This window comes from Lentibacter sp. XHP0401 (assembly GCF_025751535.1).
Taxonomy (GTDB): Bacteria; Pseudomonadota; Alphaproteobacteria; order Rhodobacterales; family Rhodobacteraceae; genus Lentibacter.
In genome coordinates this window covers 1-16,865 of record NZ_JAOWLC010000001.1, presented here as the reverse complement: position 1 = coordinate 16,865, position 16,865 = coordinate 1, and the positions used below count along the sequence as shown (strand labels likewise).

The following is a 16,865-nucleotide window of genomic DNA, read 5'->3' as shown; positions in this document are numbered from 1 at the left end:
GCGCTTACTCCATCAAATCTGTAAACAGGTTGTCATCTTCCAGAAAATCAAGCCGGTCGACTTCGACAGTCCCCGCGTTGATATCGCGGATTTCAACCTTGCCGTCACCATATCCCACAACCACCTTGTCGCAGATGTCAATAAACAAGCCGTTCTCCACCACACCGGGGATCTGGTTCATCACCATTCCCAGCTGGCGTGCGTTGCCAATGCGGTTGAGGTGCAGATCAAGGATGTGGTTGCCCTCATCCGTGATGTAAGGCACATCACCGTTCATCCGCAGTGTGGTCGTGCGACCAAGCACATCCATGCTCACCAGCGTTTCTTCAATCAGCGCTTTCGTGGTCTGCCAGCCAAAAGGGATCACCTCGACAGGCAGGGGGAACGCTCCCAAGCGTTCGACCTCTTTGCCCACATCGGCAATCACGATCATCTGGTCGCTTGCTGTGGCCACGATCTTTTCTTGCAAAAGCGCGCCACCGCCGCCTTTGATGAGGTTCAACTCCCCGTCAAACTCGTCGGCCCCGTCAATCGTCAGGTCCAGCCACTTGGCCTCGTCAAGACTGATGACTTCGATTCCCACATCGCGCGCAAGCTCCGCCGTGCGCGTGCTTGTCGGCACACCACGTATCTTGAGCCCGTCATCGCGCACCATCTCGCCAAGGCAGCGCACAAGCCAGGCCGCTGTGCTCCCCGTGCCAAGCCCGACACGCATTCCGTCTTCAACAAACTCGGCTGCGCGTTTGGCAGCAACGAATTTGGCTTTATCAATCGGTGAAAGTTCTCCGCTCATAGCAGCCTCGCGTAATTGTCCCCTCCCGCCTTATAGAAAACTTGCGCAGAAGGTGCGAGAGGGCGGAAGGTTTTTCTTTTGAAGAAAACGGGGCGAAACTGTCGCACTGCATTCATGACCATCATCACAAGTGCTTCGACTGCTCGGGCCATGCGCCCGCTCTCGCCCGCAGGCCGGCCAGCGAACAGGCATGAACCACCCCGAACCAAGCGGCAATCGCATCCACTGCCGCGCAGCTTTACCGGAGCATGTCGTATTTATGCCTTGGCCATTCAGCTATGCAGGCTATCAATACCCCATGACATACCGCCTTCACTATGCCCCCGATAACGCCTCGCTCGTCATCCGCCTCGCGCTGGAAGAACTGGGTGCGCCCTATGATACTGTGCTGGTTGATCGCGCAAGCGAGGCCCAGCGCAGTGCGGATTATCTTGCGCTCAACCCCAATGGCCTCATTCCCGTCCTGGAAACACCCCATGGCGCATTGTTCGAGACAGGGGCGATTCTCCTCTGGCTGGCCGACACCCACGGCAAGCTCGCCCCCGCACCCGAGCACCCCGCGCGCGGCGACTTCCTCAAATGGCTGTTCTTTGTTTCAAACGCGCTCCATGCCGAGATGCGGATGCTCTTCTATCCGGCCAAATACATTGGCGATGATCTGTCCCACCAAGCTGCGCTACGGACAAGCCTGCAAAAAAGCCTCACCGCACATCTTTCAAAGCTCGACACTCTGGCAAGCGAAGCCCATCCGTGGTTCGCAGCCAAAGAACCAAGCGTGTTGGATATTTACGTGGTCACACTCCTACGCTGGCTCGCGCTCTACCCGAAAGGCGGCGCGCGCTGGTTCTCGCTCAAGGAAACGCCGCATTTGCTCGGTTTAGCGTCTCAAGTCGAAGTCCGCACCAGCGTGCAAGCCGCTATCCTCGCCGAAGGCCTCGGCCCCAGCCCTTTCACCGCGCCAAGCTATGCCACCCCACCAGAAGGATCTGCCACCTGATGTTTCTCTCTGTGTTTGAAATGTTCAAAGTCGGCATCGGCCCGTCCTCCTCTCACACGATGGGCCCGATGGTCGCCGCCGCGCGTTTTCTCGATCTGATGCGCGCCTCGCCATTCGAGTTCGCTGGCCTCAAAGGCTCCCTTCACGGATCGCTCGCCTTCACAGGCGTCGGCCACGCCACCGACCGCGCCACCATTCTGGGCCTCGCTGGCTTTGTGCCCGAAACTTATGACCACGAGCAGGCCGAAGCCACGCTCGAGGCCATCCGCGAAAACCACATCATAACCCCCGAGGGCCTGCCCCCGCTCCGGTTCTCCCCAAAAGACGACCTCGTGTTTGATTACGGCCCCGCCCTCACGGGCCACGCCAACGGCATGATCTTGCACGCCACCGATCCGCAGGGTGATGTGATCCTGTCAGAAACCTACTATTCCATAGGGGGCGGCTTCGTCCTCACTGCGGAGGAACACGCTCAAGGCAAAGCCACAGATGATGATGGCGCGCCCATCCCCTACCCGTTCAAATCCGCCGCCGAGATGCTGAAGATGTGCAAGACCTCCGGCAAAACCATCGCCGAGATGAAACGCGCAAACGAAGTCGCCCGTGGCGGTCATGATAACCTGCGCACAGGCACGGCCCGCCTCTGGCAGGTCATGAACGACTGTATCAACCGTGGCCTTGAAACAGAAGGAGAGCTTCCCGGCGGCCTCTTTGTGAAACGCCGCGCCAAAGCCATCCACGATGCGCTCGTGGCCGAGCGCGGCATGAACCAGCGTGCGCCGCACACCATCAACGACTGGATGAGCACCTACGCCATGGCCGTCAACGAAGAGAACGCCGCAGGCGGCCAGGTCGTCACCGCGCCGACCAATGGCGCAGCGGGCGTCATGCCCGCCGTGATCCGCTACTGGCTTGATCATGTCCCCGGCGCGACGGAAAGCAAAGTCGAGGATTTCCTGCTCACCGCCGCCGCCATCGGCGGGCTCGTCAAGTTCAATGCCAGTATATCGGGCGCCGAAGCAGGCTGTCAGGCCGAGGTAGGGTCCGCCGCCGCCATGGCCGCTGCTGGCCTCTGCGCCGTTATGGGTGGCACGCCCGAGCAGGTGGAAAATGCCGCCGAAATCGCGCTGGAGCACCACTTGGGCATGACCTGCGACCCTGTCAAAGGCCTCGTGCAAGTGCCCTGCATCGAGCGCAATGGCCTCGGCGCGATCAAAGCCGTCTCCGCCGCCTCGCTCTCTCTCAGGGGCGATGGCACACACCTCGTCCCGCTGGATGCCTGCATCGAAACCATGCGCCAGACAGGGCAGGACATGAGCGAAAAGTATAAAGAGACCTCACTGGGCGGCCTCGCTGTCAACGTGCCGAACTGCTGAACAGTCCGGCACAACAGATAGCTTCTCGCGCCACAGCACAACTTTAAGTTGCCAGAACCGCTTCCTCGGTCTAGCGTCTGGCTCATGTCATTTGATAAACCCCTCCTCGGAATCGCTTTGATGCTCGGCTTTTGCATCATTGCCCCTCTGGGAGATGCCATCGCAAAACTCATCGGGCAGTCTGTCGCGCTCGGCCCCATGTTGCTTGTGCGCTTCGGGGTTCAGGTTCTTTTGCTCCTGCCGTTTATCGCCCTCTCGCTGCGGCCTTGGCTTCTTTCGCCCCGCGCGCTGCGCCTCTGCTTCTTGCGCACGGTGCTGCACATGGCGGGCATCGGCCTCATGTTTACCGCTCTGCGCCACATGCCTCTGGCCGATGCCATCGCGATTGTCTTTGTGCTCCCTTTCATCAACCTTGTGCTTGGCCGCTTTATCCTGGGCGAAACTGTCGGCCCTGCCCGCCTTGGCGCGTGCGTCGTCGGCTTTGTCGGCACGCTTTTCGTGATTCAGCCCAGTTTCGCCGAGGTTGGCTGGTTTGCCATCCTGCCCCTGATGGTCGCCTTTCTTTTCTCGGGCTTCATGCTCATCACCCGCCACATCGCCCACGAAACCGACCCGATCGGCCTACAATTCGTTTCAGGCATCATGGCAACGGTCATGATCCTGCCGCTCTTCGCTCTTGGCGCTGCGGCAGAGTTCGCCGAGTTCACATGGACGCTGCCCGACATCCGCGAATGGAGCCTGCTGCTCTCTGTCGGAGCGCTTGGGACACTCGCACACCTCCTAATGACATGGTCGTTGCGCTATGCGCCCTCGGCCACCGTCACACCCATCCAATATGTCGAAATTCCCATCGCGGCGCTCATCGGTCTTCTAATCTTCGCCGAATTACCCAACGCCTTGGCCGCCTTCGGCATGAGCCTGACAATCGCCGCGGGCCTCTTTACGATGCTTTTCGAGGAGGCCAACCGCCGCCGCTCGTTGAGAGCGCTTCCAGAGCCAGTCCCAATGCAGAGCGTGGCAGAATAACCAGCATATTCGCAGCCTCAACGCTCAACTCAACGGGCCCCAAAGCCTCGTTTGAGGTTCCGATCTTGCTCGAAGTGTCAAAGCGCACCTCGTTCACCTCCCAGCGCAAACCCTGTGACTTTGCCCTCACTTGCCCCAGCGGAAACAACGAGACCCGCGTGCCACGCGCCAGATCAAGCCGCATTTCAGGCGGTGCAAGAAAGACAATATCGTCCCGCCCGATCAACACACAGCGCTGTGCGGGCAGCGCCGCCAGCACGTGAAGCGCAGCCAGTTCATGATCAACCCTGCCGCCCAGAAACCCCGCGCCCAACACCAAAGGCGCGTCGATCCGCACAAGACACTTCTCGAAATCTGTGCTGTCCTGCTCGTCAACCCTGTGTACCCGCTCAGGGCCCAACCTGGTTAATGCGCTGTCCGAAATTGAATCCAGATCGCCAATCACCATATCGGGTTCATACCCGCGGCTCAAAAGCCAATCCGCCCCGCCGTCTGCCACAACAATCCGCCGAAACCGCCCTTCAGCCGCCTTTAGCCCTGATTTGCGGTATTTTCCCCCGCCAACAAGCAAAACTGGTTCCAATTCGTGAACAATAGCTGAAATCATAGGGTTTTTACTCTTTTTAAGGAAACAGGACACATTCTTGCCACGAAATGATACGGTAAAGTTCTTAGATTCGGTCCGCTTTCGACGCTGTGCGCTGTCATTAACTATGGCAATAATAAAATTACGTGGCGAGCAAGAACATGGTTAACACGAACAAGATCCTCACCGTCTCCTATGGCACGTTCTCGTGCACACTGGAGGGTTTCGACGATTCTTTTGGCACGATGAAAGCCATCGCGGAATATTTCCGCGATCTTGCTGCCGATGACAGATACTTCGGCGCAGAGCCGCCCAGCCCTGACGCCGAGATGCTGGCCCGAATCGCCGAGCGCGAAATCTCGCGCCGTGTCGAAGCGCACCGCGACGAGAACACCTTTGTTCTGCGCGCCGATGCCTCCAGCACATTGCCCATGGCTGCCAAGCCGGCCCAAACACCTGAAGCTCAGCCGGAAGCGCCCGCACCAGACGCCACAGCGCCCGAGGTAAAAGCCGAAGCCCCCGCGCCTGCCCCCGCACCCGTAATCGAACCTGCGAAAGAAGAAGCCTCCATCACCGGCCTCTCCGCTCTGGTGGCCGAAAGCCAGGCTTCCTATATCGCTGATGACACTCTGACAGAACCTGACGCCGAGCCCATGCCATCTGCCCCTAAAACGGCGGTTGATCCTGATAGCGTCGCTGCCAAGCTGCAACGTATCCGCGATGTCGTGTCCAAACATGAAGCTGAAAGCGCCTATTCCGAGGACGAGCACGCCGAGGATGTTCTCACAGATGACGAAGACGCCACCGAAGAGTTCCTGACAGGCGCACAGAGCGATATCGCCGCCGCCCTTGAGGCTGACGATACCGCCGAAGAGACCCGCCGCGCCGCAGAAGCGGAAGAAGCGGCACAGGCTGAAAAACAGGCCGAAGCCGAGGCAACCGCCCGCGCCGCAGCCGAAGAGGAAGCACAGGCGGAAGCCACTGCAAAAGCCGAAGCTGCTGCCATTGCCGCCGCCGAAGCCGAATATGCCCTTGATGATGAGGACGAAGGCGAGGAAGACGACATCGGTGCCATGCTCGACAGGCTCAGCGCCTCCGACAGCGCAGGTCAAACCGACCCGGCCAATGACGCCCCCAAAGCCGAATCCTTCGTTGGCGACGACGAGGCCAACAAGGAAGTCGCGCCCGTTCGCGCCCGCGTCATCAAAATGAAAAAGACCGATTTCGAAGCGGCCATCTCAGACGGCTATATCGAAGAAGAAGATGAAGATGGCGAAAATGAAAGTTCAACCCTGTCGCATGAGGATGAAGAAGACCTCATGCGCGAGCTCGCCGCCGTCGAAGCCGAGCTGGGCGCCGGAAACATTTCTGCCGATACCGCAGCTGGCAACAACTTCGACATTGTTTTTGACGACGATGAAGATGAAGACGAGGTCTATGATGACGAAAACCTTGGTGAAGACACCACAGGCAACCTCTTCTCCGACGAAACCGACAACAACGTAAATTCTGCCGTCCGCGCCGTGCGCAGCGCCCGCCTTGTCGAAACAAAAACCGACGACCAGATGGGCCGCATTCTGGAAGAAACAAACAGCAAGCTCGATGAAGACGAAGGCCGCGGCCGCCGCAACGCCATCGCCCACCTGCGCGCCGCTGTGCAAGCCACGGAAGCCGAACGTGACATGGGCGGAGACCTTGGCGCAGATGGCCGCGACACCGAAGTCTACCGTGATGATCTGGAAACAGCCGTGCGTCCGCGCCGCCCTGTGGCCGCTCACAGCACAGGCACGCGCCCAGAAGTGCGCCGCCCTGCCCCGCTCAAACTGGTGGCCGAGCAGCGCATCGACACGCCCCAGCCCGAAGGCCCCGTGCGCCCGCGCCGTGTGCGCGTAACCCAGACTCTGGTGCACGACAAAGCACCCGAAATTTCCAGTGATTTCGCCGACTATGCTGAAAATGCCGGCGCGCAAAACCTCGGTGAAGTGCTGGAGGCTGCTGCCTCCTACATGGCCTTCGTTGAGGGACAGGATGCTTTCTCGCGCCCACAACTTATGTCCAAACTCGAAGGCACCGATCACGCCGGCACCTCTCGCGAGGATCGTCTGCGCTCCTTCGGCCAACTCTTGCGCGCGGGCAAAATCCGCAAGCTCGGCGGCGGCCGTTTTGAAGCCTCCGAGCAAATTTCCTATCGCCCCGATGCACGCGCATCCGGTTCTTAAACCCGCAAGGGGCACGACATTATCCTGATTGCTCTTAACCTCGGGCGCCCTTCGCGGGCGCCCTTTTTTCTTGTCAGATACGCTCCTGCGTATACTGGCGCAGCTCCACCCGCGCGACCTGCCGGCGGTGCACCGCATCAGGCCCGTCCGCAAGCCGCAGCGTGCGCACGTTTTTCCACATTTTCGCCAAAGCCGTATCTTGCGAAATACCCTCCGCGCCAAACATCTGCACAGCCTCGTCAATCACCTTGAGCGCCATAAGCGGCGCAACCACCTTGATCTGGTGAATCCATGGTGCCGCCGCTTTCATATCGCCTTGGTCCATCATCCACGCGGTCTTCAGGCAAAGAAGCCGCGCCTGTTCGATCTCCATACGGGCATTGGCGATAATATCGTAGTTCGCGCCCAGGTGCGCCAGTTGCTTGCCAAAAGCCGCGCGCTGTAAACTGCGGCGACACATCATCTCAAGCGCGACCTCGGCCTGGCCGATTGCGCGCATACAATGATGAATACGCCCCGGCCCGAGCCGCCCTTGCGACACTTCAAATCCGCGCCCTTCGCCAAGAATCATCGCTTCGGCTGGCACACGCACATCCGTCATGCGGATGTGCATATGCCCGTGCGGCGCGTCATCAGAGCCATAAACCTGCATAGGTCGCAACACCTCGACACCCTTTGTGTCGGCAGGCACAACAATCATCGAATGTCGCTTGTGCTTGGGAGCATCGTCCCCCCCCGTGCGCACCATCACAATATATACCTTGCAGCGCGGGTCACCTGCACCCGAGGCCCACCATTTCTCTCCGTTCAGCACCCAGTCGTCACCATCCCGCACACAAGACATCGAGATGTTGGTGGCGTCCGAGCTGGCCTCGTCAGGCTCCGTCATAAGATAAGCCGAGCGAATCTCGCCCGCCAGCAACGGCTTCAACCACTGCTCCTTCATGGCGTCCGAGCCATAGCGCTCGAACACTTCCATATTTCCGGTGTCGGGCGCTCCGCAGTTAAACACCTCCGCCCCCATCGGGGTTTTGCCCATCTCTTCAGCAAAGTAGGCATATTCAACAGTGCTCAGCCCACGCCCCTTTTCGCTGTCGGTCAGCCAGAAGTTCCACAACCCGCGCTTTTTGGCCTCCGCCTTCAGCCCTTCCAGAATTTCAGCCTGCCGCGCGGTATAACCCCAGCGCTCACCCTTGCCGATTTCTGCGTGGTAGGCCTCTTCCAGCGGCATAATCTCGTCCGCAATCATCGCCTTCACCTTGGCAAGCTGTGCTTCAGCCTCCGGCCGCAATCCCAGATCCATGTCTCATCTCCTCGTGGTTTCCCCCGATAAGAAACCTGCCAAGCCTCAGAGTAAAGGGGCGCTGCGCGTCACGTTACGTCTTGCGTGCGGCGTGCGCCAAGGCTGAGCAAATGCAGAAAATCCACTTTAGAGAGATAAATCACCGCTTCGGTGCTTTCATGGGCGTAAGGCACAGGCGCACGCCAGCTCAACGCATGAGGCGTAACGATAGGAAAGCCGTAAGCCGCTTGCAACGTGCTGTGCGCCTCAGGCGCAAAACTATACATCCAGTCAAATTCAGGCCAGCTCATCGCCGAAAGCACAACAGCCATGTGCCCGAACGCGCGCATGAGCTCGGGCTTGGCAAGATCCTCCGCGCGCAAATGCAATTCGCCAAGGTGCACAAGCCGCCCCGCAAGGCGCTGGCGTAGCGGCGCGGCCATGGCCGCCAACGGTGCGTCGGCTCCATAGTGTTGCGCCGACGTTCGCTGCATATAGTTAAAAAAATTCTCGTCTTTCAGGTCAACCAAACGCGCGGCCAATCCGCCGGCAGGCTTTCCAGCGCGCATCAAAAACAGCCAAAAGGCCTCGCCCTTGGTAAAATCATTGCGCCGCAGATCGAACATCGGCGTGCGAAACGGGCTGCCAGCGGCCTGCATCAGCTCTTCGATCTGCTCGAAGTCGTCGCTCGCCAACACATCAAAACCCAGCTTGCGCAATTCGGCCAGATGCACGGCTGCGCGCTCTGCAAGATCCATCTGAAACATGTGTTCACTCGAATTAACTACGTTCAATGCAGCAGTCATGCACCACGCGACGCCTCAGTTCAACGGCCCAACGCCGAACAGAATTATTCCGCTTATGCGGAGACAAAGTAAGACTGTTTTGGGAGTTGTATTGGTGCGGTCGGAGGGACTCGAACCCTCACGAGTGTTACCTCACAGCGACCTCAACGCTGCGCGTCTACCAATTCCGCCACGACCGCAATGCTCTAGGCTTGGTGAAGGGTCGTTTAACGAAAGCCTTTAGGGATGTGAAGAGCAAATGAGCGCGCAATTGCGAAATAATCGCGTCACGCCCTCCGCCAGCGCAAGGTCAGCCAGAAAAGCCCCGCTCCGCCGATCACGAGCGAAGCCGAAAACCCCAGTGTTTCAAAGCCCGCAAACAGGCTGTCCGACAATAGCCGCCCCGGTACGAGCGTAAACAGCCCTGCCCCCAAAAGCCCGAGCATTGCTCCGAAAATATAGGCCTTATGCGTCGAAACACGGCGCTTTCGTGCGGCGCGCACCGCCTCAAACAGGCTAAAGAGCGTGATCAGCGACAGAATATGAATCGGACTCCACGGTCCGATAAGCCGAATTTCGGCAATCCAGAACGAGCTTGCTGCCGTGAGTGCCATTGCGGCCACCCATATGCGCCCGCAAGCCTTGTGGCGCGGCGTGCCTTTTGCCACCAAAAGCATCACAGGTGTCAGCGCCAGCGCAGCCAGGGCCGCCAGCAAATGCAATTGCACCGCCACGGGTGCGCTCAGGATCGGGTCAATCGTCATGTCAAAGCTCCTTTTGTCTTGGTTCACAAATCGGCTAAGACAGAGCGAAAGCGGCGTCAGCCGCCCTTGCCCAAAGAACGGACCCGCTACGTGAAAGACAGCCCAACGCATTCCGCGCTTCGTGAGTTGCGGCGCACCTTCACCTCGCCGCGCAATCTTGCGGCACTGTCAGGGGTTGTGGTTTTCCTCGCTGTCTCCGGCCCCTTTGGCACCTACGAAACCCTGCGCTTACCCGCGCGGCTGGCTTACTGGGCTTTCACCGCCCCTCTCACATTTGCGCTCGGCAGCTTCACTGCCTTGCTCTGCGCGCGCCACTTCGAAAACAGAGGGCCAGTCTGGCTCGCTCCCGCCATGGTCGCGATCTGCACAGCCCTCAGCGTCGGTGCGCTGGTGCTCTTACTCAACTGGGCCGCCTTCGGCACAGCCCCCACCGACACGGCCTACCTTGGCAGCTTGCTCGCCTCGGTCTTCATTACCGCCGCAATCATCGCGCTCGCACTCTACTACACGGCTCACCACATGCCCGATGCGCCCAAAGGCCCGCCACATCTCTTGCAAAGGCTCGACTATGCCAAACGCGGGCCGCTCATCTCGCTTTCGGTGCAGGATCACTATGTCGAAGTTGTCACCACAAAAGGCGCGTCGCTCGTCCTTATGCGGCTCTCCGATGCCATCAAGGAAACAGGTTCAGACACGGGCCTGCAAGTTCACCGCTCTCATTGGGTCGCACTTGCACAGATCGAAAAAGTCACCCGCGAGGGCGACAAAGCCCGCATCACCCTAAAAGACGGGCGCGACATTCCCGCCTCGCGCAGCTATATCCCTGCCTTGAAAGAGGCAGGCCTCTTGCCGCGCTGAAGGAACCGAAATGATCGAATGGAAACACTCTGACGGCCTCGTGCCCTACGAAGAAGCGCTGAGCTTCATGGAAACCCGTGTCGCGGACATATCCGCAGGCACAGCGCCCGAATGCATCTGGCTGCTGGAGCACCCGCCGCTTTACACCGCAGGCACCTCGGCCAAGCCGCAAGATCTTGTCGCGCCCGATCGCTTCCCTGTCTACGAGGCGCGACGCGGCGGGCAATACACCTACCACGGCCCCGGCCAGCGGGTTGTCTATGTGATGCTCGATGTCGCAAAACGGGGCCGCGATGTGCGCTGCTTTGTGCATGATCTCGAACGCTGGGTCATAGAAACCCTCGCCGAATTCAACGTCACCGGCGAAATCCGCGAAGGCCGCGTTGGTGTCTGGGTCACGCGTGATGACAAACCTCTCACCGCAACGGGCGCAAAGCCTGAAGACAAAATAGCTGCCATCGGCATCCGCCTGCGCAAATGGGTCAGCTTTCATGGCATTTCAATCAATGTCGAGCCAGATCTGGAACACTTCTCAGGCATCGTCCCCTGCGGGATCTCAGAGCACGGCGTCACCTCGCTGGTCGATCTCGGCTTGCCCGTTACCATGGGTGATCTCGACGTAGCGCTCAAAACCGCCTATAAACGCACCATGGAAACGCCAAACTGCGCCTAGATGCAGCCGCGTCGAATTGTCCGTTGCATCTAAGGCTCCAAAGCCACATATCAGGTCTGCGCAAGACCAAACAAAACCAAAGGACTCTTTAGCAATGAAAACCCTTACACTCCTCACTGCGGGCGCCCTCATGGTCGCCGCTCCCGCTTTCGCCGAAGGTGATATCGATGCCGGCGAAAAAGACTTCAAAAAATGCAAAGCTTGCCACATGGTCGTCTCTGACGATGGCGAAGAAATCGTAAAAGGCGGCAAAACCGGCCCGAACCTTTATGGTGTTGTCGGCCGCGTGGCTGGCGGTGTGGACGGCTTCAAATACGGCGACGGCCTGAAAGATGCAGCCGCCGCCGAGTTCGTCTGGACCCAGGAAGCCATCGCGATCTACACCGAAGATCCCAAAGCATGGCTGAGCGACAATGACTTCGCAGCGAAATCAAAAATGTCATTCAAGCTGAAAGGTGGCGGCGCAGATGTCGCCGCATGGCTCGCCTCCGTTGGCCCGGCCATGGAAGAAGAAGCCGCGGCAGAAGAGCCCGCAGCCTCTACAGACTAAGCTACGAGCTGACACAGACCAAAACGCCCCCGCCAACCGCAGGGGCGTTTTCTTTTTCAACCCTTCGCAAGAGATTGCGCATATTCTTCAAGTTGCGTGGCGACAGTTCCCCACCCGTCGAAGAAGCCCATATCCTCATGGGTCTGCCGACTTTCCGATGAACGATGACGCGCGGTGGCTGTATAAGTTGTGCCGCCGTTGCCGTCGTCTTCAAATTCGACAATAGCCGTCATGAACGGATCCGGAGCGGGTGCCCACCCTTCACTATATGTGTCTGTAAAGACAAGCTTCTTGCCATCTACGATTTCCAGATAAACCCCTTTGTTTTCAATCTTGTTGCCATCAACATTCATAGTTGTGTTGAAGCGGCCACCAACGCGGAGATCAATGTCGCAAGCCTCAATGAAATGTGGCTTTGGCATGAAGAAGTTTTTGATGTGTTCGGGGGTTGTCCAACACTCCCACAAAAGCGCAGGAGGCGCGTTTATCGTGCGGGTAAAGCTGAGGTCGGTTTCGGGGTCGAGTTTCATTTAGCGCGCTCATTCATAAGGTTGGTCACATAATCATCAAGGCGGTCGAGGCGGCCTTCCCAGATTTCGTCCTGTTCGCCCAGCCAGCTTTTCGCAGGCAAAAAGGCATCGGGCGACAGAGTGCAGATGCGCGTTCTACCCTGTTTGGCCGATGTTATCAGCCCTGCCTCTTCCAGCTTTTTGAGGTGCCCCATGAATGACGGAAGCGCCATGTCATGAGGCTCGGCCAATTCGCTCACACTGGCGTCTCCGCGTGCGAGGCGCTGCAAAATCCTTCGCCGAGTTGGGTCTCCAAGTGTAGCAAAACAGAGGTCGAGGGTCAAATCTAACTTAGCCATACGCCTTAGTATCATGCAGCCCAACAGACTGTCAATAAAACTTAGCCAATCAACTAACTATTCCTTTGCCCCCCCGCGAACGCATCACCGCCTCTTTCAGCAGCGCGGCAATGACTCCTTCGTCAATCTCGCTCACAGCCGTAAAGTTCACATGACGGCGGAACTTGCCCGTGCCCTCCAGCACCCGGTCAGGGTCGGCCAGCATTGCTCCTTCGCTGAACGCCAATTGAACATGCGCCTTGTAGGGGAAGATACCGCAAAACTGGCCCCCCTTCTGCTCGGGCCAAAGCGTGTAAAGAGTGCCGCCATATTTCGGCACAAGGCTCACATCTGGCGCGACCGCACGGATGATTGCGTCCAGAGCACCTGTCACCCCGTCCTGCTCCAGAGCGTTCATCACGCCTCGCCGGCAGAGCAATCCAGTAGCGCTTCAAAGCCGCCGAAAATCATGCGCTTGCCGTCAAATGGCATGTCGCCCAAAGCCTCCCATTCAGGGTCTGTCTGCATCGAGCTCATACATGCATCACTTGCCGCCTTGTCGGGCCACTCGATCCAGCTGAAAACAACAGTCTCCCCATCCGTCAGCTTCACAGCCATCGGAAATGAGGTCACCTTTCCGTCCGGCACCTCGTCACCCCAGGTCTCAACCATCCGAAGCGCTCCGTATTTCTTGAAAATCGGCCAGCTCTTCTTGGCGTGCTCAACATACTCTGCCTTGTTTCCCGCTGGAACGGCCGCAACAAATCCACTGATATAAGTCATTTAATATCCCCGAGTTTACGCGGCTGGCAGCAACTTCTGGCCGCTGGCCGCAGTCCTATCGCCCTCACAGGCTACTCGAAAAACACTCTTCTCATCAAACAAAATGAAACCGCTTCCAGCAAGGCCCCCTGAAGAAAGCTCTCCCATTGGAAGTGATTTGATCTCGCACAAGAGGGGTGCGACAATATAATTTGATCTGGATCAACTTCACCCGTTGCCCCAGCGGCCCACACATTCTAAAACGTATAAATGATACACCCCGTATGCGCGCAGGGATTCCCGCTGGATTCCCCCTGACGTATGCCGATTTTTTGCACCAAAGGGAGGCACGCATGGCAGACGCAGCCATTCACAGCCACGACCACGAAGATAACCGCAGCTTCTTTACGCGCTGGTTCCTTTCGACAAATCACAAAGATATTGGTCTGCTTTATCTGATCGTTTCGGCTCTTGCCGGTCTGATCGCCGTTACATTCACCGTGTTCATGCGCCTCGAGCTCATGCACCCGGGCGTTCAGCATATGTGTATGGAGGGCTTTCGCTTCTTCTCATCCACAGATGCCTGCACCCCGAACGGACACCTCTGGAACGTGTTTATCACCTATCACGGCGTCCTGATGATGTTCTTCGTGGTTATTCCGGCGCTCTTCGGCGGCTTTGGCAACTATTTTATGCCGCTGCAAATCGGCGCGCCCGATATGGCCTTCCCGCGGATGAACAACCTTTCCTTCTGGATGTATGTTGCCGGTGTTGCGCTTGGCTTGGCCTCGCTCTTCTCACCCGGCGGCAACGACCAGCTCGGCTCGGGTGTTGGCTGGGTTCTCTACCCGCCCCTCTCGGTGCTTGAAGGCGGTATGTCGATGGATCTCGCGATCTTCGCGGTCCACGTTTCGGGCGCCAGCTCGATCCTCGGCGCGATCAACATGATCACAACCTTCCTCAACATGCGCGCTCCCGGCATGACACTGTTCAAGGTTCCGCTCTTTGCATGGTCAATCTTTGTAACCGCGTGGCTCATCCTCCTCGCCCTGCCCGTTCTGGCCGGCGCGATCACGATGCTCCTCACCGACCGCAACTTCGGCACAACCTTCTTTGACCCTGCCGGTGGCGGTGATCCGATCTTGTATCAGCACATCCTGTGGTTCTTCGGTCACCCCGAAGTTTACATCGTGGTTCTGCCGGGCTTTGGCCTTGTCTCGCACATCTTCGCGACATTCTCGCGCAAGCCTGTGTTCGGCTATCTGCCAATGGTCTGGGCCATCATCGCAATCGGGGCCCTCGGTTTCGTCGTCTGGGCGCACCACATGTATACCGTTGGCCTCTCGCTGACACAGCAAAGCTACTTCATGCTCGCCACCATGACGATCGCGATCCCGACAGGGATCAAGGTCTTCTCGTGGATCGCGACCATGTGGGGCGGCAGCCTCGAGTTCAAAACACCGATGCTCTTCTCCATCGGCTTCCTGATCCTCTTCACCATCGGTGGCGTGACAGGCGTTGTTCTCAGCCAGGCAGGCATCGACCGTGCCTACCATGACACCTACTACGTCGTGGCGCACTTCCACTATACGATGTCAATGGGCGCGGCCTTCACCATCTTTGCCGGTATCTATTACTACATGGGCAAAATGACAGGGCGCCAGTATCCGGAGTTCTGGGGCAAGGTTCACTTCTGGATGTTCTTCATCGGTGTGAACATTACATTCTTCCCGCAGCACTTCCTCGGCCGTCAGGGCATGCCACGTCGTTACATCGACTACCCTGAAGCCTTCGCTTACTGGAACTATGTCTCCTCATGGGGCGCATTCCTGTCGTTCGCTTCGTTCATCCTGTTCTTCGGCATCGTGTTCTACACACTCTTCCGCGGCGCAAAAGTGACCGAAAACAACTACTGGAACGAATATGCCGATACACTTGAGTGGACACTGCCCTCCCCACCGCCCGAGCACACGTTCGAGCAGCTTCCAAAACAGGAAGACTGGGACAAGCAGCACGCTCACTAAGCGGATGCTCTAACAAGACAAAACGGGGCTCCGGAGCAATCTGGGGCCCCATTTTCGTTTCGCTCACCCGAAGGCCCGCACGTCATGTTCTATCCAAGCCTGCCCTTTCTCGCCTGTATTGCCGTGCCGCTCTACGGCCTATGGCTGGCACGGCGGGGCCTGCGGATCTCGCGCCTGTTTTTGACATTGGCAGCCCTTATGGGCGGGGCAGCCCTGCTCGCCTACGCCTTCGAGGCGCTCATAAGCGCGCCAGGGCTTCAGGCATGGCCCTTTTCCAGCGTGCTCACCCTCACAAGCGAAGGCGGAAGCCACAGCACAAGCACCGTGCGCCTCCCCCCGGCATTCGCTCTGCTCAACGCAGCCCTTCTGGCCGCCTCAGCCGCGCTCTACTGGCTCCAGGAGTTGCGCCGCGCCACTTTCTACAGCCGCTTCACCCGCTGGCTCGCCGCGCCCATGGCAAGCCTTGCCGCCGCCACCGAGCCGATGACATTCGCCCTGGCCTATTTTGCAGGCTTTTATGACTGGTCCACAGCCCGCACGCCCGACAAACTGTTCATCATCGCAGCCTCAGTGGGCTTCACCCTCACAGCCGTCGCATTGGCAGGCTTCATCATACAACTCGTGGTCTCGATGCTGCGCGCGCTCAAAGGCCAAAGGAGCGCCTGATATGCCCTATCGCTGGACAAAAACCGACACAGGCCAGGCTCTCACCCTCTGGCCTCATCGCAGCCTGCCGATCCGTGGCTTCGCCGTGGTCTTCGGTTGCATCTTCATTCTGGCCATTATTCCGCTCTTCGGGCTCATCGGAACCTCTCTTCTCTGGGGGATGCTACCCTTTGTTCTCGTCACGCTGACGGGGCTCTATTTTGCCTTCATGCACACCTACCGCACAGGCGATGCCCGCGAAGTGCTCACAATAGGCCCGGAGGAAACCACACTCACCCATATCCCCCACAAAGGCGCGCCGCTCGATTGGTCCTGCAACACTTACTGGACCCGCGCCCATATCTACCCGCGTCAGGGCCCCGTGCCGCATTACATCACCCTCAAAGGCAACGGCCGCGAGGTCGAGCTTGGCAAATTCCTCTCCGAGGACGAGCGCAAAGCGCTGATCGGTGAACTCACCGATGCCCTCAAAAAAGCGCAGGCCTAAACCAGCTCTGCCCTTCTTCTGTTCAAAAATACCTTGAGGGGGTCCGGGGGAGCAAAGCTCCCCCGGCGGGTGGGAGTGAAAACAAATAAAAACGAAAAAAAAAAAAAAAACCCCAGGCAACAAAATCAAGATCACCCCAACGAAACCACCAGCGCCCGACAACACCAAAA

General features: G+C 58.4%; 19 protein-coding genes and 1 tRNA gene. 10 read left to right on the top strand and 10 right to left on the bottom strand.

What is annotated here, in order from left to right; all coding sequences use genetic code 11:
* Nucleotides 1–4: 4 nt before the first annotated feature.
* Nucleotides 5–793: a ribose-5-phosphate isomerase RpiA gene (gene rpiA, locus OE750_RS00100; RefSeq protein WP_263760134.1), complete on the bottom strand. Its 789-nt coding sequence runs from the start codon at nucleotides 791–793 to the stop codon at nucleotides 5–7.
* 298 nt (nucleotides 794–1,091) lie between these two features.
* On the opposite strand from rpiA, the gene OE750_RS00095 reads away from it, so the two are divergent.
* The 3 genes from OE750_RS00095 (at nucleotide 1,092) to OE750_RS00085 (ending at nucleotide 4,192) form a co-directional block, all read left to right on the top strand.
* Nucleotides 1,092–1,790, top strand: coding sequence for a glutathione S-transferase family protein (locus OE750_RS00095; RefSeq protein WP_263761149.1), 699 nt, complete (start codon nucleotides 1,092–1,094; stop codon nucleotides 1,788–1,790).
* Nucleotides 1,790–3,166, top strand: a complete 1,377-nt coding sequence (locus tag OE750_RS00090; RefSeq protein ID WP_263760132.1) for an L-serine ammonia-lyase — start codon at nucleotides 1,790–1,792, stop codon at nucleotides 3,164–3,166. The genes OE750_RS00095 and OE750_RS00090 overlap by 1 nt, the downstream gene beginning before the upstream one ends.
* An 84-nt stretch (nucleotides 3,167–3,250) precedes the next feature.
* On the top strand, nucleotides 3,251–4,192 hold the full coding sequence (locus tag OE750_RS00085) for a DMT family transporter (protein ID WP_263760130.1): 942 nt from the start codon (nucleotides 3,251–3,253) through the stop codon (nucleotides 4,190–4,192).
* On the opposite strand, the gene OE750_RS00080 is transcribed toward OE750_RS00085, so the two are convergent.
* Nucleotides 4,107–4,799, bottom strand: coding sequence for a thiamine diphosphokinase (locus OE750_RS00080; protein WP_263760128.1), 693 nt, complete (start codon nucleotides 4,797–4,799; stop codon nucleotides 4,107–4,109). The two genes, OE750_RS00085 and OE750_RS00080, sit on opposite strands and share 86 nt — an antisense overlap.
* Nucleotides 4,800–4,939: 140 nt before the next feature.
* On the opposite strand from OE750_RS00080, the gene OE750_RS00075 reads away from it, so the two are divergent.
* Nucleotides 4,940–6,997 (top strand): chemotaxis protein CheA, encoded by a 2,058-nt coding sequence (locus tag OE750_RS00075; protein WP_263760126.1) that lies wholly within the window; start codon nucleotides 4,940–4,942, stop codon nucleotides 6,995–6,997.
* 73 nt (nucleotides 6,998–7,070) lie between these two features.
* On the opposite strand, the gene OE750_RS00070 is transcribed toward OE750_RS00075, so the two are convergent.
* From OE750_RS00070 to OE750_RS00055, 4 genes are all read right to left on the bottom strand, one after another.
* Entirely contained in the window at nucleotides 7,071–8,300 is a 1,230-nt protein-coding gene (locus OE750_RS00070) for an acyl-CoA dehydrogenase family protein (protein WP_263760124.1), read from the bottom strand.
* 68 nt (nucleotides 8,301–8,368) lie between these two features.
* Nucleotides 8,369–9,046, bottom strand: coding sequence for a hypothetical protein (locus tag OE750_RS00065; RefSeq protein ID WP_263760122.1), 678 nt, complete (start codon nucleotides 9,044–9,046; stop codon nucleotides 8,369–8,371).
* A 131-nt stretch (nucleotides 9,047–9,177) separates the two neighbouring features.
* Nucleotides 9,178–9,264, bottom strand: a tRNA-Leu gene (locus OE750_RS00060).
* Between the two features lie 87 nt (nucleotides 9,265–9,351).
* Nucleotides 9,352–9,828 (bottom strand): DUF2306 domain-containing protein, encoded by a 477-nt coding sequence (locus OE750_RS00055; RefSeq protein ID WP_263760120.1) that lies wholly within the window; start codon nucleotides 9,826–9,828, stop codon nucleotides 9,352–9,354.
* Nucleotides 9,829–9,894: 66 nt separating this feature from the next.
* Between OE750_RS00055 and OE750_RS00050 the strand changes: the two genes are divergently transcribed.
* The 3 genes from OE750_RS00050 (at nucleotide 9,895) to OE750_RS00040 (ending at nucleotide 11,909) form a co-directional block, all read left to right on the top strand.
* Nucleotides 9,895–10,686, top strand: a complete 792-nt coding sequence (locus OE750_RS00050; protein ID WP_263760118.1) for a LytTR family transcriptional regulator — start codon at nucleotides 9,895–9,897, stop codon at nucleotides 10,684–10,686.
* 10 nt (nucleotides 10,687–10,696) lie between these two features.
* The gene (lipB, locus tag OE750_RS00045) at nucleotides 10,697–11,359 is read left to right on the top strand and encodes a lipoyl(octanoyl) transferase LipB (protein ID WP_263760116.1); all 663 of its coding nucleotides are present in this window, start codon (nucleotides 10,697–10,699) and stop codon (nucleotides 11,357–11,359) included.
* Between the two features lie 94 nt (nucleotides 11,360–11,453).
* Nucleotides 11,454–11,909 carry a c-type cytochrome gene (locus OE750_RS00040; RefSeq protein WP_263760113.1) on the top strand — a complete coding sequence of 152 codons (456 nt, stop codon included), beginning with the start codon at nucleotides 11,454–11,456 and terminating at the stop codon, nucleotides 11,907–11,909.
* 56 nt (nucleotides 11,910–11,965) lie between these two features.
* Here the strand turns inward: OE750_RS00040 and OE750_RS00035 are convergent, their stop codons facing one another.
* From OE750_RS00035 to OE750_RS00020, 4 genes are read right to left on the bottom strand one after another with little or no spacing between them, the layout of a single operon-like run.
* Entirely contained in the window at nucleotides 11,966–12,439 is a 474-nt protein-coding gene (locus OE750_RS00035; protein ID WP_263760111.1) for an SRPBCC family protein, read from the bottom strand.
* Nucleotides 12,436–12,777, bottom strand: a complete 342-nt coding sequence (locus OE750_RS00030; protein ID WP_263760110.1) for an ArsR/SmtB family transcription factor — start codon at nucleotides 12,775–12,777, stop codon at nucleotides 12,436–12,438. Before OE750_RS00030 ends, OE750_RS00035 begins: the two co-directional genes overlap by 4 nt.
* 49 nt (nucleotides 12,778–12,826) lie before the next feature.
* Entirely contained in the window at nucleotides 12,827–13,174 is a 348-nt protein-coding gene (locus tag OE750_RS00025) for a DUF1801 domain-containing protein (protein WP_263761147.1), read from the bottom strand.
* Nucleotides 13,174–13,539: a DUF1428 domain-containing protein gene (locus tag OE750_RS00020; RefSeq protein ID WP_263760108.1), complete on the bottom strand. Its 366-nt coding sequence runs from the start codon at nucleotides 13,537–13,539 to the stop codon at nucleotides 13,174–13,176. Before OE750_RS00020 ends, OE750_RS00025 begins: the two co-directional genes overlap by 1 nt.
* A 332-nt stretch (nucleotides 13,540–13,871) precedes the next feature.
* Between OE750_RS00020 and OE750_RS00015 the strand changes: the two genes are divergently transcribed.
* From OE750_RS00015 to OE750_RS00005, 3 genes are all read left to right on the top strand, one after another.
* The gene (locus OE750_RS00015; protein ID WP_263760105.1) at nucleotides 13,872–15,542 is read left to right on the top strand and encodes a cytochrome c oxidase subunit 1; all 1,671 of its coding nucleotides are present in this window, start codon (nucleotides 13,872–13,874) and stop codon (nucleotides 15,540–15,542) included.
* 84 nt (nucleotides 15,543–15,626) lie between these two features.
* Nucleotides 15,627–16,208: a hypothetical protein gene (locus OE750_RS00010; RefSeq protein WP_263760103.1), complete on the top strand. Its 582-nt coding sequence runs from the start codon at nucleotides 15,627–15,629 to the stop codon at nucleotides 16,206–16,208.
* A 1-nt stretch (nucleotide 16,209) separates the two neighbouring features.
* Complete coding sequence (locus OE750_RS00005) at nucleotides 16,210–16,695, top strand: DUF2244 domain-containing protein (protein WP_263760101.1); 486 nt, start codon at nucleotides 16,210–16,212, stop codon at nucleotides 16,693–16,695.
* Nucleotides 16,696–16,865 lie beyond the last annotated feature (170 nt).